This is a genomic window from Herbaspirillum sp. ST 5-3 (assembly GCF_004804275.1).
In the GTDB taxonomy this organism is placed as follows: domain Bacteria; phylum Pseudomonadota; class Gammaproteobacteria; order Burkholderiales; family Burkholderiaceae_D; genus Noviherbaspirillum.
On the sequence record NZ_STGI01000010.1, the window covers coordinates 149,505 to 175,917 of the forward strand.

Annotated in this window: 22 protein-coding genes and 1 pseudogene; 16 read left to right on the plus strand and 7 right to left on the minus strand. The window is 56.1% G+C overall.

All coding sequences use genetic code 11. The features are described from left to right. Positions 1-13 precede the first annotated feature (13 nt). The gene (gene miaB, locus E6W33_RS18990; RefSeq protein ID WP_136418890.1) at positions 14-1,354 is read right to left on the minus strand and encodes a tRNA (N6-isopentenyl adenosine(37)-C2)-methylthiotransferase MiaB; all 1,341 of its coding nucleotides are present in this window, start codon (positions 1,352-1,354) and stop codon (positions 14-16) included. 3 nt (positions 1,355-1,357) lie between these two features. Continuing rightward, positions 1,358-1,795, minus strand: coding sequence for a hypothetical protein (locus tag E6W33_RS18995; RefSeq protein WP_247869695.1), 438 nt, complete (start codon positions 1,793-1,795; stop codon positions 1,358-1,360). A gap of 71 nt (positions 1,796-1,866) precedes the next feature. On the opposite strand from E6W33_RS18995, the gene E6W33_RS19000 reads away from it, so the two are divergent. The 6 genes from E6W33_RS19000 (at position 1,867) to csgH (ending at position 6,461) form a co-directional block, all read left to right on the plus strand. Then, on the plus strand, positions 1,867-2,424 hold the full coding sequence (locus tag E6W33_RS19000; RefSeq protein WP_136418891.1) for a CsgE family curli-type amyloid fiber assembly protein: 558 nt from the start codon (positions 1,867-1,869) through the stop codon (positions 2,422-2,424). Between the two features lie 14 nt (positions 2,425-2,438). Next, on the plus strand, positions 2,439-2,891 hold the full coding sequence (locus E6W33_RS19005) for a curli assembly protein CsgF (protein WP_247869696.1): 453 nt from the start codon (positions 2,439-2,441) through the stop codon (positions 2,889-2,891). Beyond that, a complete protein-coding gene (locus tag E6W33_RS19010; RefSeq protein WP_136418892.1) occupies positions 2,888-3,808 on the plus strand; it encodes a CsgG/HfaB family protein in 921 nt (306 codons plus the stop codon). The genes E6W33_RS19005 and E6W33_RS19010 overlap by 4 nt, the downstream gene beginning before the upstream one ends. Next, on the plus strand, positions 3,805-4,311 hold the full coding sequence (locus E6W33_RS19015; RefSeq protein WP_136418893.1) for a hypothetical protein: 507 nt from the start codon (positions 3,805-3,807) through the stop codon (positions 4,309-4,311). The genes E6W33_RS19010 and E6W33_RS19015 overlap by 4 nt, the downstream gene beginning before the upstream one ends. Positions 4,312-4,384: 73 nt before the next feature. Further along, a complete protein-coding gene (locus tag E6W33_RS19020; protein ID WP_136418894.1) occupies positions 4,385-6,073 on the plus strand; it encodes a hypothetical protein in 1,689 nt (562 codons plus the stop codon). A gap of 76 nt (positions 6,074-6,149) precedes the next feature. Beyond that, positions 6,150-6,461: a curli-like amyloid fiber formation chaperone CsgH gene (gene csgH / locus E6W33_RS19025; protein WP_136418895.1), complete on the plus strand. Its 312-nt coding sequence runs from the start codon at positions 6,150-6,152 to the stop codon at positions 6,459-6,461. On the opposite strand, the gene E6W33_RS19030 is transcribed toward csgH, so the two are convergent. Further along, on the minus strand, positions 6,458-7,105 hold the full coding sequence (locus tag E6W33_RS19030) for a TetR/AcrR family transcriptional regulator (protein WP_247869697.1): 648 nt from the start codon (positions 7,103-7,105) through the stop codon (positions 6,458-6,460). The two genes, csgH and E6W33_RS19030, sit on opposite strands and share 4 nt — an antisense overlap. Positions 7,106-7,202: 97 nt before the next feature. Between E6W33_RS19030 and E6W33_RS19035 the strand changes: the two genes are divergently transcribed. Continuing rightward, complete coding sequence (locus E6W33_RS19035) at positions 7,203-8,306, plus strand: DUF2855 family protein (RefSeq protein ID WP_247869698.1); 1,104 nt, start codon at positions 7,203-7,205, stop codon at positions 8,304-8,306. Between the two features lie 221 nt (positions 8,307-8,527). Beyond that, positions 8,528-9,730 (plus strand): annotated as a pseudogene (locus E6W33_RS19040) (ISL3 family transposase). Positions 9,731-10,872: 1,142 nt separating this feature from the next. On the opposite strand, the gene fdhF reads toward E6W33_RS19040, so the two are convergent. From fdhF to E6W33_RS19060, 3 genes are read right to left on the minus strand one after another with little or no spacing between them, the layout of a single operon-like run. Then, the gene (fdhF, locus tag E6W33_RS19050; RefSeq protein ID WP_136418898.1) at positions 10,873-13,728 is read right to left on the minus strand and encodes a formate dehydrogenase subunit alpha; all 2,856 of its coding nucleotides are present in this window, start codon (positions 13,726-13,728) and stop codon (positions 10,873-10,875) included. Next, entirely contained in the window at positions 13,725-15,272 is a 1,548-nt protein-coding gene (locus tag E6W33_RS19055; RefSeq protein ID WP_136418899.1) for a formate dehydrogenase beta subunit, read from the minus strand. The genes fdhF and E6W33_RS19055 overlap by 4 nt, the downstream gene beginning before the upstream one ends. Further along, on the minus strand, positions 15,269-15,721 hold the full coding sequence (locus E6W33_RS19060) for an NAD(P)H-dependent oxidoreductase subunit E (protein WP_136418900.1): 453 nt from the start codon (positions 15,719-15,721) through the stop codon (positions 15,269-15,271). Before E6W33_RS19060 ends, E6W33_RS19055 begins: the two co-directional genes overlap by 4 nt. 159 nt (positions 15,722-15,880) lie before the next feature. Between E6W33_RS19060 and E6W33_RS19065 the strand changes: the two genes are divergently transcribed. From E6W33_RS19065 to folD, 7 genes are all read left to right on the plus strand, one after another. After that, positions 15,881-16,915 carry a substrate-binding domain-containing protein gene (locus E6W33_RS19065; RefSeq protein ID WP_247869705.1) on the plus strand — a complete coding sequence of 345 codons (1,035 nt, stop codon included), beginning with the start codon at positions 15,881-15,883 and terminating at the stop codon, positions 16,913-16,915. A 605-nt stretch (positions 16,916-17,520) separates the two neighbouring features. Next, complete coding sequence (locus tag E6W33_RS19070) at positions 17,521-18,405, plus strand: dihydropteroate synthase (RefSeq protein ID WP_136418902.1); 885 nt, start codon at positions 17,521-17,523, stop codon at positions 18,403-18,405. Between the two features lie 56 nt (positions 18,406-18,461). After that, positions 18,462-19,091: a cobalamin-dependent protein gene (locus E6W33_RS19075; protein ID WP_136418908.1), complete on the plus strand. Its 630-nt coding sequence runs from the start codon at positions 18,462-18,464 to the stop codon at positions 19,089-19,091. Between the two features lie 43 nt (positions 19,092-19,134). Continuing rightward, positions 19,135-21,051: an ASKHA domain-containing protein gene (locus E6W33_RS19080; protein WP_136418903.1), complete on the plus strand. Its 1,917-nt coding sequence runs from the start codon at positions 19,135-19,137 to the stop codon at positions 21,049-21,051. Then, the gene (locus tag E6W33_RS19085; protein WP_136418904.1) at positions 21,041-21,754 is read left to right on the plus strand and encodes a hypothetical protein; all 714 of its coding nucleotides are present in this window, start codon (positions 21,041-21,043) and stop codon (positions 21,752-21,754) included. The genes E6W33_RS19080 and E6W33_RS19085 overlap by 11 nt, the downstream gene beginning before the upstream one ends. Before the next feature lie 230 nt (positions 21,755-21,984). After that, positions 21,985-22,776 (plus strand): aldolase/citrate lyase family protein, encoded by a 792-nt coding sequence (locus tag E6W33_RS19090; RefSeq protein WP_136418905.1) that lies wholly within the window; start codon positions 21,985-21,987, stop codon positions 22,774-22,776. A gap of 105 nt (positions 22,777-22,881) precedes the next feature. Beyond that, positions 22,882-23,760: a bifunctional methylenetetrahydrofolate dehydrogenase/methenyltetrahydrofolate cyclohydrolase FolD gene (gene folD / locus E6W33_RS19095; protein WP_136418906.1), complete on the plus strand. Its 879-nt coding sequence runs from the start codon at positions 22,882-22,884 to the stop codon at positions 23,758-23,760. A gap of 94 nt (positions 23,761-23,854) precedes the next feature. Here folD and E6W33_RS19100 read toward each other — a convergent pair whose 3' ends face one another. After that, complete coding sequence (locus E6W33_RS19100; RefSeq protein ID WP_136418907.1) at positions 23,855-24,877, minus strand: LacI family DNA-binding transcriptional regulator; 1,023 nt, start codon at positions 24,875-24,877, stop codon at positions 23,855-23,857. Between the two features lie 860 nt (positions 24,878-25,737). Here E6W33_RS19100 and E6W33_RS19105 point away from each other — a divergent pair. Then, on the plus strand, positions 25,738-26,367 hold the full coding sequence (locus tag E6W33_RS19105) for a cobalamin-dependent protein (RefSeq protein ID WP_136418908.1): 630 nt from the start codon (positions 25,738-25,740) through the stop codon (positions 26,365-26,367). The last annotated feature ends 46 nt before the right edge of the window (positions 26,368-26,413 follow it).

Here is a 26,413-nt window from a genome sequence, read left to right on the forward strand (position 1 = left end):
ACTCTCTTCAGATTCACTGTTTGATGACAAGTTCTCCGCGCAGGGAGTGCGGATAGGCGTGCACGATGCTCACGTCGAGCAACTGGCCGATGAGGCGTTTCGCATTCGGCCCACCGTCGAAATTGACGACGCGATTGTTTTCCGTGCGACCCTGCAACTCTTGCGGGTTTTTCTTTGCAGGACCTTCCACCAGGATGCGCTGCACGCTGCCGACCATCTGCTGGCTGATTGCCAGCGTGTTGGCTTCGATGACCTCCTGCAGACGTTGCAGGCGCTTGAGCTTCACTTCATGCGGTGTGTCGTCCGGCAGGTTTGCTGCCGGCGTACCCGGGCGCGGACTGAATATGAAACTGAAGCTGTGGTCGTAGCCGATATCGTTCACCAGCTTCATCAATGATTCGAAATCCGCTTCCGTTTCACCAGGGAATCCGATAATGAAATCGCTTGTGACAGAAATGTTCGGACGGATTTCACGCAGGCGCCGAATCACCGATTTGTATTCCAGCACGGTGTAGCCGCGTTTCATCGCCATCAGGATGCGATCCGAGCCATGCTGCACTGGCAGGTATAGATGGTTGACCAGTTTCGGCACTTTCGCGTATGTGTCGATCAGGCGCTGCGTAAATTCCTTGGGATGGCTTGTGACGAAGCGGATGCGTTCGATGCCCGGGATCTCCGCGACGTACTCGATCAGCAGTGCGAAATCCGCGATTTCTCCGTCCGCCATTGCGCCGCGGTAGGCATTGACGTTCTGGCCAAGAAGCGTGATTTCCTTCACCCCTTGCTCTGCCAGGCCGGCCACTTCCGCCAGCACGTCGTCGAAGCGCCGCGAGACTTCCTCGCCACGGGTATACGGCACCACGCAATAGCTGCAGTACTTGCTGCAGCCTTCCATGATCGAAACGAACGCAGTTGCACCTTCCACCTTCGCGGGTGGCAGATGGTCGAATTTTTCGATTTCCGGAAAACTGATATCAACCTGTGCATGGCCGGTGGCCTTGCGTTGATGAATCAACTCCGGCAGACGATGCAATGTCTGCGGACCGAACACCACGTCCACATAAGGCGCGCGCTTGATGATGGCTTCGCCTTCCTGCGAGGCCACGCAACCGCCGACGCCGATCACCAGCCCAGGCTTGGTCAGCTTCAGTTCGCGCAGGCGGCCGAGATCGGAAAACACCTTCTCCTGCGCTTTTTCGCGCACGGAACAGGTGTTCAGCAGGATCACGTCAGCCTCTTCCGGCGTTTCGGCCTTGACGACGCCTTCGGCGGCATTCAGCACGTCTGCCATCTTTTCCGAGTCGTACTCGTTCATCTGGCAGCCGAAGGTTTTGATAAATACTTTTTTCGGCATGAATTATCGGGGCGGGCTATTCGTTTGTTTGGCGAGCGGCTGGCGCACTTCGTCAGTAGTCAGGATCCAGACACGATCGATTTCGCCCTGGTCATTCTCGGTGTAATTGACAACAAAATTGCTGCCGCGAAGCGATGCAGGCATCTGGATCAGGTTGTCCTCGTTCCAGATCCTCGCACCGGGGGATAGCCGCCGTGCTTTACCCTCGATTTCGATTTGAGGATATGGGGCGGGACTCATCGTGCCTCGCTTGGTGTTGGTCGGAAACGGTCGGTCAAACGCGAGCGCCGGGAGCGCCATGACAGCAGATAAAAATAACATGAGCAAGCGTCGATGCCGCATCTCACACCCTGTTTCGTTGCAGACGGGGCGGCCATTATAGCACCGGCACCCACCAAGCTTTCGGCGAAGGCGCGGAACCGGGCAGACGAAAACTTTCATTCAAGCAAGCTGCTTGATACGCATCCACGACGTCTTGTAGCGAGAAAAAGTTCGTACAAAGAATTAATCAATTGACAATTATCAAAAACAAAACTATCTTTGCTGCTACTTTCGTTGTTCATTTTGCAATTTATTGCAACGTACCACGCCGCCGCACCATATCCCCCCGATGGAGCAATTTGATGAAGCTGTTGCATCTACTCCTGCTGGTGTCACTGTCATTTCTGGGCGTCGCTCAAGTCGTGGCAGAACCGCAGGCGCTGTCTAGTAGCGACACGCAGACCGAGAGGCGCGCATTGCAGGAAATGTATGGCGGTGTGGTCGTGAACCAGACGGTTACCGTTGCCGGCCAGGACTTTTACCAGCAGTTTGTCGCGGGATGGCGCGACCGGGCGCTCAGCGAGCGTTATGCGATTTCCATCCACGAACGGCCCTCGGCACGGTGGGGAGCCCGGATTTGGATCGAATACGCGCAACGCCGGATATTTCAGGCCCAGCTTCCGACCGGGCGCGCCGGCATCCGAGCCTTGAGCGATCAAGCAGTGGAAATTGCATATCAGCAAGTGACTGACATCGATGTCGAGCGTCTGTTATTCCGCGACGCGGATCTCGGCGCCGATGAAATATAAAAAGCGAGGGAGACATGAAGGGTAAGAAAATCGCATTGCCGATGGCGATGCATTCCATGTTGCTTGCGTCAATGTTGTTGACAGTTGGCTGTGCGCAGGCCGGTGAATTGGTCTATACACCGGTCAATCCGAGTTTCGGGGGCAGTCCCCTCAACGGCTCGGTGCTTCTTAATGCGGCACAGGCACAGAACAAGACGAAAGACCCGGACGCACCTCCGCCGCCAAAGAGCACGCAGCAAGACTCACTGCAACAATTCAACGATATTCTCGAGCGTTCTGTCCTAAGCCGGCTGGCATCTGCGGCAACTTCGAACATTATCGGCCCCAACGGTCAACTCGTCCCGGGAACGATTAACACCGGAAATTTCTCGATTGAGATTTCCGATCTGGGCGGTGGACTGTTGCAGGTCACGACGACCGATCGGGTAACCGGTGCAACGACTTCCTTCCAAGTGGGGCAGCAATGACGGCTCTTCCCGCGAAGCGAAGCAGCAAATCGTGTCTGGTGGCACTGCTGATGACGGTGTTTTTTTCCGGTTGCACCACCATGCAGCCTCCCTCCAATCCGGTAGCCAACGCACAACTGGCGCCGGCGACCAAAATCACACGTGACCTGTCGCGGCTGCCCGAGCCGAAAGGCAAGGTCGTTGCCGCGGTGTATGGCTTCCGCGATCAGACCGGGCAATACAAGCCTTCACCTGACAGCTCGTTTTCGACAGCGGTCACGCAGGGCGCGGCATCGTTGCTGGTAAAGGCGTTGAAGGACTCCGGCTGGTTCACGCCGGTGGAGCGCGAGAATCTGCAGAACCTGCTCACCGAGCGCAAGATCGTTCGTGCCCTGGAAACCCCGCAGGACAAGGGCAGTCCGGCGGTGCACCTGCCACCTCTCATGCCAGCCACTGTTCTGATCGAAGGCGGCATCGTCGCATACGAAACCAACGTTCGTACCGGAGGTGCCGGCGCACGCTATCTCGGCGTGGGGGGGAAGACACAGTACCGGGTTGACCAGGTCACGGTCAACCTGCGGGCCGTCGACATTCGGACCGGCCAGATTCTCAACAGCATTTCTACAACCAAGACGATCTATTCCTACGAGCTTTCCACTGGTGTATTCCGGTTTGTGAATTTCAAGGAATTGCTTGAACTCGAGGCCGGATACACCCGCAATGAGCCTTCCCAACTGTGCGTAAGAGAAGCGATCGAGGCAGCTGTTGTGCACCTTACTGTGCAAGGTCTGAAAGACAAGGTATGGGCTCTGAAAGATGAGAAGGATTGGAATTCACCAGTCCTGCAGGCTTATCTCAAGCAAAACAACGACTACCTGAATCAGGTTGAAGATGCGGGGCATGAACAGAGCGCTACAGACAGGGAGGGCAAATCATGAAAACACAATGTGTGGCGACGATTCGATCACATATTTTCGCTGCGGCGTTCTTGCTGATGTGCGCGCACACCGGCGCAATCGCGGGGGATCTCGCCCCAGGATCAGAACTGGGCGTCTCGGAGCTCGCTGTAGCCGGCGCCAACGGCATGCAAGCGCGGATCGCACAGACCGGCGAGCAGAATGAAGCGGCCATCAGGCAGCAGGGAGTTTCACATTCCGGCCAGATTAGTCAAACCGGGGTCGCCAATGAGGCGAGCACCGTGCAGCTTGGTCACGCGAACCAATTCGTCCTCACTCAATCGGGCAGCGGCAACGAGTTTGAACTGACGCAGGCCGGCCGAGCAAATCAGGCCGTCGTGTCACAAGGCGGCGATGGAAATCGCGCCTCCGTCGAACAGCTCGGAAATTCCAATCTCGTGAATGTCCAGCAAGGTGCACTCAGCCCCAATCTCGCTATCCAGCAGCGCGGCAACGGTCTTGCAGCAAGAGTGATCCAGTATTAAGGGCACTGGATCGCACCAGTTTTTCCGCCCTTTTCTTTAGAGGAGAAAGCAATTGAAAACAAAACTGACAGCATTGGCATTGGCCATCGGTATGGCTTATGCTGCTTCACCGGCATTCGGGCAAGCGGTCATCTCGTCGACCGGCACGGGCAATGAGGCCTACATCGAGCAAAACGCCTCTGCGGGCGCATTCGCATCGATCACGCAAACCGGCAACGGCAATATCGCCGGCGTTCCCGGCGCAACACCGAGCGATCCGGCTGTCGCAACCGGCATCCTGCAAACGAACAGCACCGCCGTGAATGCCGTCGTTGAGCAAAGCGGCAACGCCAATACTGCGAGCATCACTCAAGACACAGCCACAAACAGCAACGCAGCTTCCAGCCAATCCGGCAACAATAACCTGGCAACGACGTCGCAAACCGGCGCCACGCAGAGCTCTCTGGTTATCCAGTCCGGCAATGGCAACAACGCCTCCGTGAACCAAAGCGGCGCGAATCAGACCGCATCGGTGAGTACCACCAATTCGACCAACGGCAGCGCGACAATCAACCAGACGGATGGTCTGACCACCGGCAACGCCGCTGCCATCGCGCAGGACTCGGTATTGAATCAAGCCGCCACGATCAACCAGTCCGGCAACGACCAAAACGCAACCATTACGCAAAATATCGGATCAAAAGAAGGCAGCGCGACTGTGGCGCAGTCCGGCGAAGGTCATACCGCGAACGTTGTGCAAACCAACACCTGGTTCAGCCATGCGTCGGTGACTCAAGTCGATTCCCAGAACACCGCCAGCGTGACGCAGGGGCCTCTGGCTGATGCCAGCACGGCGACTGTTTTCCAATCCGGTAATAGCCAAAATGCAACGATCGACCAGTCCGGCGGCACGGTTTTCCCGGGCGGCGGCTCTGTCCAGGGTAACTATCAGGCCACGATCACGCAGTCGGGTGGTTACAATAACACTGCAACCGTTGCTCAATCCAATGGCTACCACGACATCGCGACGATCAATCAAATCGGAACGCACGACCAGGTCGCCACCGTGACCCAGTCGGGCAACGATAACAATGCAAATGTCACGCAAAACAACGGTTCGCATGACGGCAGCGCGACGGTCACCCAATCCGGCCACAGCAATACGGCAAACGTGCTGCAAACGGATACGTGGTACAGCAATGCTTACGTAACGCAAGCTGGCTCGTTCAACAGCGCAAATCTCACGCAGGGTGGTCTTGCTGATTCCAGCACGGCGACGATCAACCAGTCCGGCAACAATAATGCCGCGACTGTCCAGCAAAGCGGCGGGACGGTATTCCCGGGTGGCGGTTCTGTTCAAGGCTTGTACCAAGCGTCTGTGACGCAAAACGGTGACAACAACACCGCTAACGTGTCGCAAACGAACGGCTATAACGATGTCGCAAGCGTGAGCCAGGATGGTATTTTGAATACTGCATCGATTACGCAAAGCAGCGCGTCCAATTCCTTGGCCCAAATCAGCCAGGGCGGGAACAACAACGATGCGCTGATCGGCCAATCCGGCGGTAATGCCCTGACAGGCAATATCACGCAGACCGGTGACTGGAGCTATGCGAACATCGCCCAAGCCGGCAATGGCAGCCTGGCCACTATCGTCCAGAACGGTGATGGCACGAGCTTCGCTGCTCGTAACACTGCAGCAATTCTGCAGACTGGTAACGGCTTTGTGGCTTCGATCAGCCAATCAGGCAATACCAATCATGCCGCTGTCTGGCAGCACTAATCTTTTCTAACGCAGGAAAAGAGAAAGGCGGGCGAACTTTCGCTCGCCTTTCAATATCATTGAGTTCAAGGAGGGCATGATGGCTGCTGACGCAAACTTGCAGGTTTGGCTCGATACACAGGCCAACATGGGGCAGACCCTTCTGGTTCCCTATGTAAAGACTGTGACCGACAGGCAAATTAATTTCCGTCTTGACGTGATTCAGCGAGGTAGCGGCGGAACGTCCCGTATCAGTCAGCAGGGGCTGGTCAAGGCCATGGCGAAGGCGCCTACATCCCTGGGGCGCGTGGCACTGGGCGTGCAGGGCAATTCGGAATGCAGCATCGAGCTTGAGCTAAAAGAGAATGGCGCAGAACTGGGCGTCTACCATTTCGATTGTCCCCGCTAAGGCGTATTGCGTTTCTCCTGGTGTTCAACCGGAATCAGATTGTCTGGCTGTAGCAACGCAGCTCGGCAAAGACGCTCCATCTCGATCGCCCATTGTGCGGCGGTCAGACCCTGCTGGTCGATGAGCAAGAGATAGCGTCTTCCTCCCCATACGGACAAGTACAGCGCCCTCACGGTATCGGGACTGGCGCGCCGCGGAAGATCGGTGCACGCATCGATTGCCGCAATCCACTTTACAGAAAGTTCGTCATATACGCGGCGATGATGCTTTTGCTCGGCAATCTGGTTTTCAAGAGCGAGCATTTCGGAATCGAAATAGGGCAATTCGCCGACGTCGATGCCGCAGGTGAGCCGTACTAGCCGGTGTATGCGCTGCTCCCAGGACGCTGAGGGAGGCGCGATGACTTGTCTGTCGATTTCCTCCAGCAAGACATCGATGCAGTGACGCACATAACCCGAGAGCAGCGCATGCTTGTTCGGAAAATATTCGTACAAGGTCCCCACCGATACACCGGTTTCAAGAGCGACTGCGCGCGTCGTGACGCCTTCCCATCCGTGTGTGCGCCAAATCCGAACAAAGGCGTCATAAATCGCCTGCACGGTGAACTTTGCCCGTGCCTGTAATGGTCGCTTCAGGGGCTTCACCCGAGTCTTTCGCCCGGCATTTTGATTTCCGAACCCGGAGGAAGGGCGGCGCGGATACATTGGAGACATCGACCTGTGACTGAAAAAGGAGAACGAAATGTCGGATGCAATGACTGTAACACGGCTGCTGACCCGCAAGGACGCCTTGAACGAAAGCCGGGTGGATTCCACCCGGATCCTCCTGCCACTGCAGGAGGGGGAGGTGGTGCTCAAGATCGACCGCGTCGCGATCACGACCAACAATATCACCTATGCGGCGTTCGGCGACGCGATGCAATATTGGGAATTTTTTCCGACTCATTGCGAGGGCTGGGGGCACATGCCTGTCTGGGGATTTGCCGAGGTGGTCCTGTCGGAAGCGGAAGGCGTGGAAGTCGGCGAGCGCTTTTACGGCTATTTCCCGATTGCCAGCCATATCAAGATGCAGGCTGATCGAGTGAGCAAGCGCGGGTTCTATGATGTCTCGAAACATCGCCAAGCACTGGTTTCAGCCTATAACCAATACACGCGTTGCAGTAACGATCCCGCCTATGTGCGAGAAAACGAGAATTACCAGATGATTGTGCGCCCCTTGTTCATCACTTCTTTCATGGGCGCAGATTTTCTGCAGGATAACAAGTTCTTTGGGGCCCGGCAGATTCTCATTTCCAGTGCGTCGAGCAAGACGGCGTATGGCACGGCGTTTTGCCTGCATGAGAAATACGATGTCGAGTTGATCGGACTGACTTCGCGTGGCAACCGGGCGTTTGTGGATAGCCTTGGGTGCTACCACTGCAGTGCTGTCTATGAGGAGGTGACCATGATGAACAAGGACGCGCCGACCCTGTACATGGATTTCTCCGGTGATGAAACGCTGCGCGCCACAATACATCATCATTTCGGCGACGCGCTGACTTACGACTGCTTTGCCGGCTCCGCACAGAATACGAATTTTTTGCGCGACACCGCTTTGCCCGGCCCGAAGCCGCGCTTCTACTTTGCGCCAGTGCAGATTCGCAAGCGTAACGAGGATTGGGGGCATGATGTCGTTAATCAGCGCTTCAACGAGGCCCAGCTCGATTTCATCCGGCGCGTCAGCGATCGGCAAAATCCCTGGATGGAAGTCACCGAGACCCGCGGCTACGCAGGCGCGCAGGCACTTATCGCTGAAATGCATGCCGGCCGCATCGATCCCCGGAAAGGACATGTTGTTGTGCTTTGATTGACTTGCCGGGGCGGCGGATGGCTCCACGTAAACCGCCGGAAGGATCGCGTTCTGCCTGGCTGGTGACAACGTCATTCTTGTTTTTTTGGCATGCCCCCAAGCCGGCCCTAAAAATAGGTTCTTCACGGATTAACGTGAACGAATAGAAACAAGGAGGGCAGTGAAACGTCGATAAACTGGTTGTGCGACCAATCAGGAAATGACGAGACACTGCCCTCATGACCGATCTTACGCATGACCTCCCGTTCTGGGAAGGTTTTTCCATTTCTTCGCTGGATGTGCAGGACGATATCGTCCGGATCAGGCTGGAGCCGCGGCCGGACGCGGCGATGGTGTGTTCGGGTTGCGGGCACAACTGCGCCTATGTGCATGAGACGTCCTGGCGCCAGATACGCGACATGCCGCTGTTTGGCCGGGCGGTCTGGCTCAAGGTCAGGCTGCGACGGTTGCGCTGCCCGGAGTGCGGGCCGCGTACCGAGCGCCTTTCCTGGCTGGGCCGGCATGCCCGCATTACCAATCGTCTGGCCGAGTTTGCCGCCCATTGGTGCGCGCGGCTGCCGATTGCGCATGTGTGCGAACTGACCGGACTGCACTGGGAAACGGTGCGCCGGATCGACCGTGCGCGCCTGCAGGAGAAAGTGGATGCGCTGCCGATACCGGAACCGACGCGCTTGGTAATGGACGAATTTGCGCTGTACAAGGGGCACCGCTATGCCACAGTGGTGCTCGATGCTGCTACCCGGCGCGTGCTGTGGATTGGCGAAGGCCGCAGCCGGGAAGCGATCCGGCCATTTTTCGAGTGGCTGGGCAAGGAGCGTTGCGGCAAGATCGAAGCGGTGGCCATGGACATGAACACGGCCTTCGACCTGGAAGTGCAGCAGCATTGCCCCAAGGCGCGCGTGGTCTACGACCTGTTTCATGTGATTGCCAAATATGGCCGCGAGGTGATCGACCGGGTGCGCGTTGATGAAGCCAATCGGCTCAGGCAGGACCGGCCGCAGAGCAAGGTCATCAAGCAGGCGCGCTGGCTACTGCTACGCAATCAGGAGAATCTGCAAGCCGATGGTAAGGCCCGCCTGCAAGAGTTGTTGAATGCCAATCAGGCACTCATGACTGTGTATGTAATGAAAGCGGCCCTCAAGGACCTGTGGGAGCCGGTTGGCGGAAAGCCTTGGCGTCATGCCTGGCGCACCTGGCACGCACAGGCGCGCGAGAGCGGCATCGAACCATTACGACGATTCGCCGATCGACTGGCCCCTTATTGGCGCGGCATCCTTGCACGCATGCGCTGACTGATGCATACCGGCCAGCTTGAAGGTATCAATAACCGCATCAAGGTCATGAAACGCATGGCTTACGGATACCGTGATAGCAGCTACTTCTTCCTCAAGATCAAGGCCTCGTTCTCCGGAAATCCGTGAAGAACCTAAAGTTTGAACGTGCCACAAATAGCGGCGCACCAAGGCGAGCGTATAGGAGAAGGTCACGCATCGCTTGTCGTACCAGCCCGCCGCGCGTATAGCCGTGATGCCTTGTTCGAACAAGGGTTTGGTCGAAAGTGTCACCATCGAATACAGTGTCAGAATCGCCGGGGTCATGCGGGCAATCGCCGCTGGCGACCATTGCCGCTGCGTTTCCATGCCCAGATGCGCCCGCACTTCTTCAAACGTCACCTATCAGCACCCAGTGTATCGGCACGACGGGCAAGCCGCTGCTATGCCAAACCGCAGTAGCGGTGGCAACGGCAATGCTTCCTTTGTCCTGGCTGTATCATCGCTCAAGCGTCACGTATGCCAAAAAGTAGTGGCATCGGCCAATCTGGCTTGCAGGGTCGGCTGCCGGCTTCCCTTGCAACGAGGCTGGCCTTTGGCGTCGGGCTCGCGTTCCCGCTGATAAACAAAAATGGGCGGGTAGCAGCAGCGCATCCCTGCGCCACCGCCCCCTCAGAGCCGTGCGTGCGACTTTCACCGCGCACGGCTCAAGCACAACAAAAGTCTCGATGCCGAGACCGATTTCGTGGATGAGTTTCCCCCTCCATTCGTCTTCGCCAGCGACACTGCCTGACTCTCATCGCAGGGACGCCGAACCATCTACGTCGCCGATGGTTACTCTCTTGCTGAACCCTGGATAACCGCTCCGCGAACGCTACCAGAATCGTCGCAGCCGTCTGGCGACTGCGGCACCCGGTGAACGTGGGCATCCTTTCGGATCGGGACAAATCTTGAATCCCTGTCCGGTTTATTACCAACTGGCCTTCGGTTTTTCCACCATCCTTTGCCCGCTCCACCCACAGCGTCCTTTACAAGTCGCCTGCCGCCTTTCGGTATTCTGGAAGGATAGGCGGTGAATCGAGTTTGCCGTGTTCCGCGTCATTGACACACGTGGGGTAGATTCATTCTGCCGTCTTTGCCGACGGTCATTTGTCCGTGTATTTTCATTTATCACGGGAATAACCAACGGCATGCCTTTTGGCCCAAGCCTCTCAGCGTCTTTGGCTTGTTGCTCGTAACGACAATTTATTCACCAGTTCGCATATGCTAACTTTGCCACGCAGCCTGGCACCTCATCCGCCTTGAGTGGTGGACGCTGCATCGAACAAGGCAAGTTGTGTCTGATTGAATCGCGAGTATTCCTGCTGCCACGCTGAAGGTTGTTGAGCCGGCATCACCTGCACCGCGGTCACCTTGTATTCCGGACAACTGGTGGCCCAGTCGGCGTTGTCAGTGGTGACCACATTGGCGCCGCATTCGGGGAAATGGAAGGTGGTGTACACCACCCCAGGCTGCATCCGTTCGGATACCCGTGCTCGCAGTACCGTTTGCCCAGCACGACTCTGAACGCTGACCCAATCATGGTTCGTGATGCCACGATCCTCTGCATCATGCGGATGAATTTCGAGGAGATCTTCCGCATACCAGCGCACGTTCTCGGTGCGACGTGTCTGTGCGCCGACGTTGTACTGGGTGAGGGTGCGTCCGGTGGTAAGGATTAACGGATACTTGCGCGTGACTTTTTCATCGGTGGCCACGTACTTCGTTATCATGAAACGCCCCTTGCCGCGTACGAACTGCCCCACGTGCATGAACGGCGTGCCTTCCGGCGCCTCGTCGTTGCAGGGCCACTGGAGGCTGCCCAGGCGATCCAACTTGTCGTAGCTGACACCGCTGAAGGTCGGCGTCAGACTGGCGATTTCATCCATGACTTCGGAAGGATGGCTATAGTGCATGTCATAGCCGAGACGTCTGGCGAGCTGGATTGTCACTTCCCAGTCGGCATAGCCCGCCTTGGGAGGCATCACTTTGCGGACCCGAGAAATGCGACGTTCAGAGTTGGTGAAGGTGCCGTCCTTTTCCAGAAAAGAGGAGCCCGGCAGCAAGACATGCGCATACTTGGCCGTTTCGTTAAGGAAGATATCCTGCACGACGATGCATTCCATCGATTGCAGTGCAGCCGCGACATGCTTAGTGTTGGGGTCCGACTGCACGATATCCTCACCCTGGCAATAGAGGCCCTTGAAGCTGCCATCCAGCGCCGCGTCAAACATGTTGTTGATGCGCAGGCCTGGTTCCGGCTGGATGGATACGCCCCAGGCCGCTTCAAATTCCGCGCGGACCGTGGTGTCCGACACATGACGATAGCCCGGAAGCTCATGCGGGAAGGAACCCATATCGCAGGAACCCTGCACGTTGTTCTGGCCGCGCAAAGGATTGACGCCGACACCTTCACGGCCGACATTGCCTGTGGCCATCGCGAGATTCGCAATTCCCATTACCGCCGTGGAGCCCTGCGCATGTTCGGTCACGCCGAGACCATAGTAAATCGTCGCATTGCCGCCGGTCGCATACAAGCGGGCGGTATCGCGCATCAGGGATGCCGGAACACCGGTCACTGCTTCCATCGCCTCCGGCGAGTTCTCCGGCAGCGATACGAAGTCCTTCCACTGGCTGAACGACTTTCCCTCGCAACGTTCGACGATGAACGCTTCATTCAGCAAACCTTCGGTCACGATCACATGCGCCATCGCGCTGATGATCGCGACGTTGGTGCCGGGTTTCAACTGCAAATGATATTCGGCCTTGACGTGCGGTGATTTCACCAGGTCGATGCGACGCGGGTCGATCACGATCAACTTGGCGCCCTGACGCAGACGTTTTTTCAGACGCGACCCGAAGACCGGATGGCCGTCAGTGGGATTGGCGCCAATCACCATGATCACATCCGATTGCTCGATCGACTTGAAGGGTTGTGTGCCGGCTGATTCGCCCAGCGTCTGTTTCAGGCCGTAGCCCGTGGGCGAATGGCAGACGCGGGCGCAGGTATCGACATTGTTGTTGCTGAAGGCGGCGCGTACCAGTTTCTGCACCAGGTAACCTTCTTCGTTCGTGCAACGGGAGGACACGATGCCACCGATTGAATCTGTGCCATATTTTGCCTGGATGCGCTTGAATTCCGACGCGGCGTAATCGAGCGCGTCTTCCCATGACACTTCGCGCCACGGATCGGTGATTTTCTTGCGGATCATCGGTGTGGTGACACGGTCCTTGTGTGTCGCGTAACCCCATGCGAATCGACCTTTCACACAGGCATGTCCCTCGTTCGCCTTGCCGTCTCTGGTCGGCACCATGCGAACCACTTCAGTACCTTTCATCTCCGCAGTGAGCGAGCAGCCGACGCCGCAGTAGGCGCAAGTGGTGACTGTCTTGTGTTCCGGCTGGCCCAGCCAGATCACAGACTTTTCCTGCAAGGTCGAAGTCGGGCAGGCTTCGACACAGGCGCCGCAGGACACGCATTCGGATTCCATGAACGGTTGGTCCTGGCCGGGCGATACGCGTGAGTCGAAGCCACGGCCAGAGATCGTCAGCGCAAGCGTGCCTTGGATTTCGTCACAGGCGCGTACGCAGCGGTTGCAGACGATGCACTTGGCCGGATCGAAGGAAAAATACGGGTTCGATTCATCCTTTTTGCTGTCAAAATGATTCGCACCACCTTGGCCATAACGTACTTCGCGCAGACCCACCACGCCGGCCATGTCCTGCAGTTCGCAGTTGCCGTTGGCGGGGCAGGTGAGGCAGTCGAGCGGATGATCAGAAACGTACAATTCCATCACGCCCTTGCGCAGGGCTTGCAGCGTGCCTGATTGGGTCCGTACTTTCATGCCGGGTTCAACCGGTGTCGTACAGGATGCCGGATACCCCTTGTATCCTGCGATCTCAACCAGACACAGGCGGCAAGAACCGAAAGGTTCGAGCGTGTCTGTTGCGCAAAGTTTGGGGATGCCGATGCCGCTTTCGGCAGCAGCGCGCATTACAGAGGTTCCTGCCGGAACGGTGACCTGCACGCCGTCAATCTCCAGCGTGACTTGCTTGAGCGCTCCGCGCCGAGGTGTGCCGTGATCCCTGGTGACGATGGTCTCGATCATCGGGACCTCCCTTGCCTGAAATCCTGGGGAAAATTGTCAAGTGCGGACAGCACGGGGTAGGGTGTCATTCCTCCCATCGCGCAAAGCGAGCCATGCAGCATGGTGTCGCACAGGTCGCGCAGAATTGCAGTTTGCCCAGCGCGGTCCTTATTCGCGATGATCCTGTCGATGACTTCGACACCGCGTGTCGATCCGATGCGGCAAGGCGTGCATTTTCCGCAGGATTCGACGGCGCAGAAATGCATCGCGTAGCGCGCGAGCTTCGCCATGTTCGCGCTATCGTCGTGGACGACGATGCCGCCATGCCCCAGCACCGCGCCGATGGCAGCAAACGCTTCATAATCGAGTGGCGTATGCCATTGCGACGAGGGGAGGTACGCGCCCAACGGTCCGCCGACCTGCACTGCCTTGATGGGCCTGCCGGATGCGGACCCGCCGCCGTAATCGCTGAGTATGTCGCTTAAAGTAATACCAAATGCCTTTTCGATCAGCCCTCCACGCTTGATGTTGCCAGCCAGCTGGATTGGCAGCGTGCCGCGCGAGCGTCCCATTCCGAAATCACGATAGTAGGCGGCGCCTTTATCGAGAATCAGAGGCACCGTCGCCAGAGACAGGACGTTGTTGACCACAGTGGGTTTTCCGAACAATCCTGCGAGCGCTGGCAGCGGCGGTTTCGCGCGCACTACGCCGCGCTTGCCTTCCAAACTTTCCAACAAGGCTGTTTCCTCGCCACAGATGTAGGCACCGGCACCTTTTCTGACTTCAAGATCGAAGGCAATGCCTGACCCCAGAACGCTTGTGCCAAGGAAGCCTCGTTTGTATGCGGCGGCGATGGCGGCGTTGAGCGTCGCAATGGCATGCGGATATTCACTTCGCACGTAGATATAGCCCTTCGATGCGCCGACCGCAATGGCGGCGATTGTCATGCCCTCGATTAGCACGAAAGGATCGCCCTCCATGATCATGCGATCAGCAAAGGTGCCAGAATCGCCCTCATCCGCATTGCAAACTACGTACTTCTGCAATGCCTGCGCGTCGCGCACAGTCTTCCATTTGATGCCAGTAGGAAAGGCTGCGCCGCCGCGTCCGCGTAGACCGGAATCGATGGCCGCCTGCACGATAGCATCCGTATCCAGAGTCAGCGCCTTGCGCAATCCGCGATAGCCGCCGTGCACTTCATAATCGGACAGAGATAGCGGATCGATGATGCCGACACGCGCAAAGGTCAGGCGCTCCTGTTTTTTCAAATAGGGAATTTCTTCCGTAGGTCCGAGGGAGCGCGGATGGCCGCAATTCCCATATTGGAAATTCGCATCGAAAAGCGCGGTCACATCATCCGCGCCGACCGGGCCGTATGCAACGCGCCCGGTAGCCGTCTGCACTTCGACCAGCGGCTCCAACCAGAACAGCCCACGCGAGCCGTTGCGCACGACCCGAATGTCGATGACACGTCGCGATGCCTCCTTTGCAATGGCAGCGGCGACGTCATCCGCACCAAGTGCGATGGCGGTCGAATCGCGCGGAACGAAAATTGTGATGGTCACGTCGACTCCTTGAGATTGTTGATCAGCTTGTCCAACCTGTCGCACGTCATATGTGCATATGGCGTGTTGTCGATCATGACCGATGGTGGCACTGCACAATGGCCGAGGCAGTAAACCTGTTCGACCGCAATATCTTTGTTTGTACCTTTCTCTGCGCGGGCCAGCAAACGGTCGCTACCCATACTCTGGCATGCCTCCGCGCAGCAGACGCGGACGACGTGTTTCGCAGAAGGTGCAGTGCAGAAGTCGTGATAAAAGCTGATCACGCCATGCACTTCGGCGCGCGACAGATTGAACGCTTCGGCGAGCATGATCACTGCATCGGAAGGAATATAGCTAAGCTCATCCTGGATCGCATGCAAAGCCGGAAGGAGATGACCTGGGGTAGAGGTATGGGCCTCAATAACGGCGCGGACTGTGCGGTTGATATCGATGTCGTCATGACGCATGATCGTGGAATGTCGTCCTTGGTTGAGCTGCGAAATATGAAGCAAAATGCATATATGTTGTATATGATTTTTGTATACTACGAGGCTAACATGCGGAGAATTGCTACTCAATATGATACGAATTACATAAATATGAAGATCGAAATCCGACCAGTCTGGATGCTCAAGAAAGCCGATGGTGTGGCCATCGCGTTGCCCGCGCTCTTGCAGCTGCTGTCCGAAATTCGCGACGAGGGCAGCATCAGCAATGCCGCGCGGACCATCGGCCTGTCGTATCGCCATGCGTGGGGACTGCTAAAGGAATTCGAAGCGCAATTCGGCACACCATTGGTGCAGAAGGTGCGCGGCAAAGGGACGGCGATTTCGCCGCTGGCTGAGAAGCTGATCTGGGCCGACAAGCGTATCGCGGCACGCCTGTCGCCATCGCTCGATAGCCTCGCATCCGAACTGGAGCGCGAGCTGGAAGCCCTGATCACCAACCATGCGCCGGCATTGCGGATTACCGCATCACACGGATTCGCGGTCGATGCCTTGATCAAGCAGCTTGCCGGCAGGGAGGTTTCGGTCGACCTGAAATACCGCAGTAGCACCGAAGCGGTCGCAGCACTGGCGCGGTCGGAATGTGATCTGGCCGGATTTCATCTGCCGCTCGGCGAATTCAAACAGGCGGCTGCCAATCCATATCTGAAATGGCTCGATGCGAAACAGCACGCGCTCATTCACCTCGCCTACCGCACGCAGGGCTTATTTGTCGCCAAAGGCAACCCGAAGAAGGTCCATGCAATCGCGGACTTGGCGCGCAGAGATCTGCGTTTCGTTAATCGGCAGGCGGGCTCTGGCACGCGAGCGCTGCTCGAACTACTGCTGGGTAAGTATGGCGTGAGTCCTGGAGAGATCGATGGTTATGAAAGCGCCGAACTGACGCACGCCGCAGTGGCTGCCTATGTAGCAAGTGGCATGGCCGACGTCGGCTTCGGTGTCGAGGCCGCCGCACGCCATTTCGGTTTGGACTTCCTTCCGGTTGCACGCGAGCGGTATTTCTTTGCCTGCAACCGAAACAGTCTCGAGCAGCCGCTGCTGGCTGAAGCATTAAAGGTCATATGTAGTGCGCGTTTTCGCACAATTGTTAATGAACTCCCTGGCTATGACGGCAGGTTATCCGGGTCGATAGGCTCACTCGGCGACGTCGCATGATTTGAGTGTCTCAGTGGTTTCCGGGGCTTTTTGTGGCTGGTCTACGGGGCGGAAACTACGCGCAGAATCTGCAAGGTGCCTCGGAGCGACCGCCTACTTTTCTCGCCTCTCTGCCCGCCTCAAAGCGCCATCACGTCTATTCGTCAATTTATTGAACTCCCGACTTATGTGTGATTGCCCCGGCCGTTTCGATGGCCTTCGTGCGGAGGCAATGAGGCGCAGAAGAATCCATTTGAAACGAGGCTGCATACGAATGCAGCTGGAATTAATTAGTTTCGCTCTTCAACTAAAGCTTCTCGCATAAGCTTGTAAATCGAAAAACAACGTCGAAAAAATGGTTGACACAAAAAAACTCGAGGAGCAGAATTGCATACGTCTGCAATGAAATAAAAACGCCGCAGCCGAATGAAATTTCAGTTGATTTCAGACAAAAAATGCAAATACATCGCCACGAAGCAAGCGAGAGCCTGAGCCACGCGTTCCGTGGCCTTTTCCAACAAGGGCGACCATGTGGGGTTCACTCTCAGCGAGGGTGCGATCACAACGCTAGCTGTATGTGAACTTCTTCGTTCCGCGCAACCAATCTCAACATTCTGATTCAGCACATGGCCTTCGAAAATTTGAAAATTATCGGCGAACGTATCAATCCGGGATTTAAGAGCAGCAAGCTCTTATTCGATAGCGAGAATGTCGCCGGAATTCAAGCTCTCGCTGCCGAGCAGGTGCGAAACGGCGCCAGCTACATCAACATCAATATCGGCGACAAAGCCGTCACCAGGCCAGAGTTCATGACTGAGGTGATCAAGGCTGTGCAGCAGGTCGTATCGGTGCCGCTGTCTTTTGATTTTCCAAATGCCGACGTGCAGGCGCGCTGCTTGAAGGCGTACGACCGAGAGAAAGCAGTCGGGCAGCTTCCGATCGTTAACTCGATATCGGAATTGCGATGGGAAATGCTGGATCTGTTGAAGATTGCTCCATGTCGCTTTGTATTGATGGCATCCGAGCGCGAACAGAATGGCAAAAGAATTGCGAACAAGACAGCACAAGAAGTGCATGAAACGGCAAGGCGTATGGCCCGAAAAATTCTAGACACTAACGCCGGCCTTACTATTGATGATTTGTTCGTCGATGTTTCTGTCGGGCCGATCGGTGCTGATATGGAAGGCTTGACTCGCATGGCCGTCGACGCCATCCGCGCCATCGGAAGCGACAAGGAGTTGAAGGGAGTTCACATGTCAGTAGGTCTGTCGAACATTAGCATCATGCTCCCGACGAAAGCTATCGATGGAAGTCCTCTTAAGTCGCAAATTGAGTCGGCATTCCTTACGTTGACGACGCCATTTGGTCTAGATACCGTGCTTGGGACACCGGGGAGGGACTATGAGCGTCTACCAGACGACAACCTGGTGATGCGTGGTGTTTGCGAGTCGCTTGAGCTGGACGGAATCGATGCAATTCTGCGAATTCAACAGCTTTACCGCGGTGATTGAGGATCAATGCTGCGGGGCTGTCCTGGCAAGCTGAATATCTGCGAAAGGAAGAGGACGTGATTGATAGAGATGCGCTGTTCAACGCGATCTGTAAGGGTGATCGCAAGACGGTGATTGCGATTGTCCAGGGTGCGGTTGACGCGGACGGGGACGTGGTCTCGCTTCTGAACGAAGTGATGATTCCGGCCATGCGCGAAGTAGGCGAGCGCTTTTCGCGCAATGACATTTTCGTGCCGGAGATGCTGGTGGCAGCGCGCGCCATGCAGGGTGGAATCGACATCATTGAGCCGATCCTTGCGAATGCGGGCTACGAACCGATCGCCAAAGTGTGCATCGGGTCAGTCAAGGGCGACCTGCATGATATCGGGAAGAACCTGGTGGTGATGATGCTTAAAGGGGCTGGTTTCGAAGTCGAGGACCTGGGTGTTGACGTCGAAGTGGAGCAGTTCGATGACGCGGTACAGCGCGGCGCACGAGTGGTATGCCTGAGTGCATTGCTGACGACGACCAAAGACGAAATGCGAACGGTGATCGAACATTTCCGCGCCCGTGAAGACGTGAAGGTTGTGGTGGGCGGGGCGGTGATCACGCAGGACTATGCCGATGAGATTGGTGCGGCGGGATTCGGGCGGGATGCCACCGACGCCGTACGCGCCGTGAAAGATTGTATTGGCATCGCCGCCTAACGTGGCCTGCCGTCAACAGCGCTGATACTGCGAGGCCATAGCCATGGAACTGACCGTTAAGACATTCGATAGCGAGCTGGTGATCGACGAAGTCAACCGCCTCGAGCTTGACCAGATATTGCATGACCACGGATATTTCCTAAATAAGCGATGCGGCGGCGAGGGGACGTGCGGCGGCTGCAAGGTCGTTCTTGAGGAAGGAGAGGTGACGGTTGCAGGCAAGCCGATATCCACCTCGGCCTCTCATCCACGTAACGTGCTTGCCTGCTGCACGAAGCTGGTTGGACCTCGCTCAGTCGTTCGCATACCGTCACGTTCTTTGATCGAGGTTGGCGGCGCGATCGAGCACGAGTTTTATCTGCCGGCGAACCTGGTAGTGAATCCGCCGATCAGAAAGATTTGTGTTGCCATACGGGCAGCATCGCTGACTGATCATCGTTCCGACCAGGAACGAATGGTTGATGAAATTCAGCGATTGAGCGGCTTGCATTCCATCGTGGTTCCCTTGAGCATGACGAAACGCCTGTGTCGCTTGCTTGGTGCTGGCGCTCAGATGTTAAACGTTACCCTGGCGGCGTTCGGGGAACATTGGAAGGTATTTGACCTTGAAGGCGGCGACAGCCAGGGGTGTTCCTACGGAATGGCAATTGATATCGGCACGACGACAGTGGTTGGTTTGCTGATCAATTTGGAAACAGGGGCCATACTGCAGAATGCAGCACGTTACAACCAACAGGTAGAAATGGCCGACGATGTGGCTTCACGTATCTCGGCAGCCAAGTCCGTGCAAAATGTCGAGCGTCTGCAACGCCTTGTCGTGCTTGATACGATCAATCCTATTATCGACAGCGTGTGCCATGCCGAAGGTATCACCCGGGATGAGATCAAGTCTTTTGTCATCGCCGGTAATACGGTCATGGCTCACCTGTTACTCGGCCTTGATGTATCAAACATTGGAAAGCTGCCCTTCAATCCATGTGTCCGTCACGCAGAGATGGTGACCGCACGTCAGTTGCACATGCACGGACATCCCGACGCTCATGTTGAGGTAATCCCGGCGATAAGTGGGTATATCGGTGGTGATATTACCGCAGACATCTGCGTTGCCGATTTGGAGTCGCACCCGGACGGGACCTTGCTTGTCGATATCGGGACCAATGCCGAAATGGTGCTCAAGGATCGAAATGGTCTTATTTGCTGCGCCACACCAGCCGGGCCTGCTTTCGAGGGTGCGGGACTCTTGCATGGCTGTCGTGCGTCAAAAGGGGCAATTGCGCACGTCGAAATCGGTCCGGATCTTGAGTTTACAATTGAGTGCATCGAGGCCGCGCCACCCAAAGGCGTCTGCGGCTCCGCAATCATCGATTTTATCGCGGAAGGCTTCAAGCGGGGGCTAATCAACCGGGCTGGTCGCTTCGATGTTGCCCGCCTCAAGGAATGCGATAGACATGTGAAACTCGATATCGCTGGTCAATCAGTGCACGCCTGTGCGCTCACCAGGCGCACGACGAGCAGCGAAGATTCGCAGATTCTAGTCACCGAGGCAGATATTGCACAGATCTTGCAGGCGAAGGCAGCAATTTTCTCCGGCATCAAGACATTACTCGAACAGGAGGGCCGGTCTTTCGGTAATGTCCGTAGCATCCTTCTTGCCGGAGGGTTTGCACGGCATATAAATCTTGAGAACGCAATGTGCATAGGAATGCTGCCCAGGCTGCCGACGGAGCGCTTTGTGGTGATGGGAAATAGTGCACTAGCCGGCGCATATCTATCTTTAGTGGACTATGGGCGGGCGAAAGTAATGCATGAGATACATCTGCGTCCTCGCATCGTTGAACTAAATCTCGTTGATTCATTTGAGGGTAATTTCATCGAGGCGTTGTACTTGCCTGAGGTGATTGAAGATGCGCCCGACGAGCAGGCGCACAGTTATATGGAGGCAGACGAGAATGTACATTGATTTCGATCGAGACGACATCTTGACACAGGCTCATGATCGCGTGGCGCATCGCCGCGACGTCGAGCGTGTCCGCAAGGGAGCGGATGCCGCGTATGAGCAACTGTCAGAATGCCTCGCATTGGCATTGCGCTGTGTGCGAACGCTATCGAAGCCGGCCGCTGCTGTCATCGAAGTCAATGCTGCTGAAATTTTGCGTGACCTGATGCACGGCGATGAACCACTGCTGCTGACACCCCATGTAGAGCCATCGACTGCAGGAGATGTTAAAGCATACCTGTATCTCGTGACATGTGGGCTCGACTCACGCGAGGCTATGCGATGGCTCGAAAATGACTACGCCGCGTATCATTTTCAGAATGAGATTGCACGCGAGCTGGTCTTTGCCGTGGCGCGCCATACGCATCGCAACGTCTGCGCCAATCATCCCGGCTATAGATTTGTTCGACATGCGATTCGCACCGAAATGCCTACGCCGCACGGAGCTGTGAAAGGCAACGGTGGCGCAGCCCGTCTATGGGACCCGCGCGGGGTCGGGCGTTTGCTACAGCGATTCGGGAGTGATGCTCTTGCCGTCTCTACAACGAGTGCCGGCTGTCTGACGCCGCTCCACTCGCTCGTGGGTTTGATGATCGGTACGCCAATCTGCAATGACGAGCATGCTGCATATCCTGTGCACACCGACGCTGAGCCAGCATGCGCATAGCTCGCTGAGCGACAAGGGACGGCGAAGCGGAGCGATTCGCCAGCAAGATAATCGACACCACCCAAAGGCAAATCAAAAACGCAACCGTATGCAAGAGCGACATATCGATCTTTCCCATCGCTTACGCCAGCGGGCATGACGAGTGAGGCGAAAATTTAAACACACCATCTGACGAGCTGGGCTACCTTTTGCAGTCCGGTATCGAGAGAAATTGCCAGGAGAATTTCAAGATGCATCAGTTCCATCCAATTGACACACGTCTGCCTGCTATGCTGCGTAGCGGAAAACGCTTGCGTGGTGTTTTCAACGGCCTTCCGTCACCCGCCATCGTCGAGATGTGTGCCTATGCCGGTTTCGACTTTATTGTCATCGACAACGAGCATGGAAGCTCTGATCTCCAAATCACCGAGCACATGCTGCGTGCAGCAAGAGCAAGCGGGATCCCACCGCTTGTGCGGTGCTTCGAGCAGGATATTGCGCGCATTCTCGACATGGGCGCCAGCGGTGTGCAAATACCAATGGTTGATACCGCAAAACAGGCTGCTAGCATTGTGCAGAAAATTCGTTATCCGCAACGGAGCGGCGTTAGCGGCCTACGCGGCAGCGCCTTTAGTACGCGTGCAGCCGGCTATGGCGCTTTTGGTGGCCCTGCGCACACAAAATTGAGCAACGAGCATATCGCGCTTGTCGTAATGATCGAAACCCCCGAAGGCGTCGCCAATGCCTCAGAGATTGCCGCCGTAGACGGTGTCGACGCTGTTTTTGTGGGCCCGAATGATCTGGCCCATAACATGGGGCACGAAAATCGCTGGAGCGAGCCCGAGGTGCAGCAGGCGATCGAACATGCGCTGCGTGCCGTGGCTGCGGCCGGAAAATGCCCAGGCGTGCTGGCGCTCGGCGAAGAAGAAGAGAATAAGTACGCAGTCTGGGGAGGGAGATATTTTGCTAGCACCACGACAGGACTAATGACGCATGCGTTTCGCCAAGCGGCCCAAAGTGGTGCCCGTGGTGCCGGTTATTGACGCAAATGTTCGCGGCGTAAACGCACGATGGACGCGCCCACCCAAAGCAACACGGATTGATTTGAACCGGTGGACAAAACAATTGGCACGGAGAAGATACTGAATATGAGTAGAGCATTTATCATCGACGGTAAGGCGTTTGCCGAAAACTTGACCCGAGAGATGGCCGAGGAGGTCACGTCAGTCCGCGAAGCACATGGGTTAGTTCCTGGACTGGCAGTGGTGCTTGTCGGCGATGATCCAGCAAGCCAGGTCTACGTACGAAATAAAGCGCGACAAACGGAAGCGATTGGAATGCGCTCATTTGAGTATCGCCTCCCTTCCGACACCTCGCAGAATGACTTGCTTGCGCTGATTGGCCAGCTCAATGCCAATCCGGAGGTTCACGGAATACTCGTGCAATTGCCACTGCCACGTCATCTTGACAGCGCGTTGGTGATTGATTCGATCGATCCGGCGAAGGACGTGGATGGATTCCATGTCACTAACGTCGGACGACTCAACGCCGGTCTGCAATCACTCATTCCCTGCACCCCCAAGGGTTGTTTGATGCTTCTGAAGAATCATCTCGGGGACTTGTCGGGAAAACATGCGGTGATTATCGGACGGTCCAACATCGTCGGAAAGCCGATGGCAGCGCTACTGCTAGCCGAGCATTGCACCGTGACCGTCGTTCATTCGCGCACCCGGGATGTTGCAAGTGAGTGTCGTCGTGCAGATATTCTCGTCGCTGCGGTTGGCCAACCTGAATTTGTACGGGGCGATTGGATTAAGCCAGGCGCGACGGTAATCGATGTGGGTATCAATCGTGTGACCGCACCCAATGGTAGTACGCGCCTTGTAGGCGATGTCAATTTACTGGAAACGCAGGAAATTGCTGGAGCAATTACCCCGGTGCCCGGCGGCGTCGGGCCCATGACTATCGCATGCCTGCTACAAAATACGCTCGAAGCTGCGCGATGTCAGATTGGTGTTAGCAGATAGGTTCTTGAACGACTTGGCAGCGTTGCCGAGCGCGGCGCGCAGCCAGGACGCTCTTTGGTACATTGAAGCGAGGTACAACACAGCCACGCGCGACTTATTCGGGTGGCTTCCTTGCCGATTCGCGAACCACCAGGCGCACGGGCAAGACAATAGTTTCACTCCGCGGACCGGTATCTTCATCAGCCAGCGAGCGGTGCACTAATTTAATAGTAGCTTCGATCATCAGATTTAACGGCTGTTCGACTGTTGTCAAAAGATAGGATTGCCAGCTTGCCTGGGGTACATTATCAAATCCGACGACGGAGACATCCTCCGGAACACGTAACTTAAGTTCGTGACGTAGTGTGTCCATTACCGCGAACGCCATATGATCGCTTGCGACAAAAACTGCATCCGGACGATCGTCTGAAGAACTGAACAGTTCCCGAGTCGCCTGGCGAGCGGTCTCGAAATCATAGTTCCCAATGGCGCGAGCATAGACACGCATTCCATGCTCGGCGAGTCCCTCGCGGAATCCGCGTTCACGTTCCATACTGGTCGAAGACTCTTCGTAACCGGTAATGTAGGCAATGCGGCGATTGCCTGCAGCAGCCATGAAACGGGCCACTTCTTGGCCACCGCTAATATTGTCGGACCGGACCGAGCTTACTGCGCCGGTGTCGTCTTTCGACATCACGCGATTAAACAGGACTACCGGGATGTTGGCGTCAGCGCAATGCTGTGCCAAACCCGATGATAACGTCGTCGACGCCAGCACGATACCGTCGACGTTATATTGCAATAGTTCGCCAATAAGGCTGTCCGAATTGTTGTTTTCAGTAATGAACAGCAGCACGTGGAAGCCGTCGGCTTGCAGGCATTTAGCCAGTCTCTCCAGCGCAAGCGGGTAAAACAGATTGTCAAGGTCCGAGAGGACCAGTCCAATTATGTTCGAACGACCAGTGATGAGACTGCGCGCATGGGCATTCGGGCGATAGCCAAGTTTGCGGGCCGCCTCAAGGACTTTTTCCCGCGTTGCTTTCGACACGCTGGCGCCCGGTGTAAATGTGCGACTGACAGCTGATTGCGAGACGTCCGCAAGGCGGGCCACATCAAAGGAAGTTACAGGTGTCTTCATCTCTTGTCCATTAAGCGTGAGCTTCCTCGACACAACTGGCAATCCTTACACCAGCGCTACCGGATTGAAGCACAACCAAACCCCTACCGTCCTCGACTTGATGGAAGTGAGCGACAACAACTTCGGAAGCCGCATGCGCGCTATTCAGCAAGTCGGCAAAAATTTGTTGGTTCATTGGAGTGTTCTAATGGCCTTGTTGTGTGCTGAGCGTCGAGAGCTCTTGTGCGATGACTTTTTATCGAGGAGTGGTCGTTTTTTCACTCGCCAGCAAGAGAGCAGTGTACCTGATATGCGTGGAATGCATGAAGCAGTGAGCTCGTCTATTGCACGTACCAGCATGTCTAGCTAACGCGTCGATATACCGCGATAGGCCAGGTCGCGCCACCTTCCAATTAGAGTGAACTCTGTGAATTAAGCCCTCATGGAGGCTTCCCTAGTGCCGCAGTAATCGACCCATCAGGCACGCCAATTGATTGGCTATGTAGGATATCTGCGAACCCATAGAAATATAACAGATCGGGAAAAAGCATGCCAGTGGCATGCGTATGCAATAAACACAATTTATTTTATCCGTTCCAATAAATAGGAAAATGCAGGAGAAAAAACCGAGAAAAATTGCCAAAAACCGGTTGACACAGGATTTCAATCGAGACACAATGCATACGCATGCAATCGAGACGGCCTCTTCGCATGACTCTGGGTGCGGCCGTCAAACCACTGCGGTAAAGCAAGCCTTTATCTAATGTGAACCAAGCTGTCAGAGCTCTATAGTTTTACTGCCTTGCAGTCCGCACAAGTGATGGTACTGATGCCAGCCCTGTGCTAACTGGCAAGCTGAATATCTGCGAAAGGAAGAGGACGTGATTGATAGAGATGCGCTGTTCAACGCGATCTGTAAGGGTGATCGCAAGACGGTGATTGCGATTGTCCAGGGTGCGGTTGACGCGGACGGGGACGTGGTCTCGCTTCTGAACGAAGTGATGATTCCGGCCATGCGCGAAGTAGGCGAGCGCTTTTCGCGCAATGACATTTTCGTGCCGGAGATGCTGGTGGCAGCGCGCGCCATGCAGGGTGGAATCGACATCATTGAGCCGATCCTTGCGAATGCGGGCTACGAACCGATCGCCAAAGTGTGCATCGGGTCAGTCAAGGGCGACCTGCATGATATCGGGAAGAACCTGGTGGTGATGATGCTTAAAGGGGCTGGTTTCGAAGTCGAGGACCTGGGTGTTGACGTCGAAGTGGAGCAGTTCGATGACGCGGTACAGCGCGGCGCACGAGTGGTATGCCTGAGTGCATTGCTGACGACGACCAAAGACGAAATGCGCACGGTGATCGAACATTTCCGCGCCCGTGAAGACGTGAAGGTTGTGGTGGGCGGGGCGGTGATCACGCAGGACTATGCCGATGAGATTGGTGCGGCGGGATTCGGGCGGGACGCCACCGACGCCGTACGCGCCGTGAAAGATTGTATTGGCATCGCCGCCTAACGTGGCCTGCCGTCAACAGCACTGATACTGCGAGGCCATAGCCATG

Coding starts and splice junctions, on each gene's coding strand:
- miaB (WP_136418890.1), bottom strand. CDS start 1,354: ATGCCGAAAAAAGTATTTATCAAAACCTTCGGCTGCCAGATGAACGAG.
- E6W33_RS18995 (WP_247869695.1), bottom strand. CDS start 1,795: ATGAAAGTTTTCGTCTGCCCGGTTCCGCGCCTTCGCCGAAAGCTTGGT.
- E6W33_RS19005 (WP_247869696.1), top strand. CDS start 2,439: ATGAAGGGTAAGAAAATCGCATTGCCGATGGCGATGCATTCCATGTTG.
- E6W33_RS19010 (WP_136418892.1), top strand. CDS start 2,888: ATGACGGCTCTTCCCGCGAAGCGAAGCAGCAAATCGTGTCTGGTGGCA.
- E6W33_RS19015 (WP_136418893.1), top strand. CDS start 3,805: ATGAAAACACAATGTGTGGCGACGATTCGATCACATATTTTCGCTGCG.
- csgH (WP_136418895.1), top strand. CDS start 6,150: ATGATGGCTGCTGACGCAAACTTGCAGGTTTGGCTCGATACACAGGCC.
- E6W33_RS19035 (WP_247869698.1), top strand. CDS start 7,203: ATGTCGGATGCAATGACTGTAACACGGCTGCTGACCCGCAAGGACGCC.
- fdhF (WP_136418898.1), bottom strand. CDS start 13,728: ATGATCGAGACCATCGTCACCAGGGATCACGGCACACCTCGGCGCGGA.
- E6W33_RS19060 (WP_136418900.1), bottom strand. CDS start 15,721: ATGCGTCATGACGACATCGATATCAACCGCACAGTCCGCGCCGTTATT.
- E6W33_RS19065 (WP_247869705.1), top strand. CDS start 15,881: ATGCTCAAGAAAGCCGATGGTGTGGCCATCGCGTTGCCCGCGCTCTTG.
- E6W33_RS19070 (WP_136418902.1), top strand. CDS start 17,521: ATGGCCTTCGAAAATTTGAAAATTATCGGCGAACGTATCAATCCGGGA.
- E6W33_RS19080 (WP_136418903.1), top strand. CDS start 19,135: ATGGAACTGACCGTTAAGACATTCGATAGCGAGCTGGTGATCGACGAA.
- E6W33_RS19085 (WP_136418904.1), top strand. CDS start 21,041: ATGTACATTGATTTCGATCGAGACGACATCTTGACACAGGCTCATGAT.
- E6W33_RS19090 (WP_136418905.1), top strand. CDS start 21,985: ATGCATCAGTTCCATCCAATTGACACACGTCTGCCTGCTATGCTGCGT.
- folD (WP_136418906.1), top strand. CDS start 22,882: ATGAGTAGAGCATTTATCATCGACGGTAAGGCGTTTGCCGAAAACTTG.
- E6W33_RS19100 (WP_136418907.1), bottom strand. CDS start 24,877: ATGAAGACACCTGTAACTTCCTTTGATGTGGCCCGCCTTGCGGACGTC.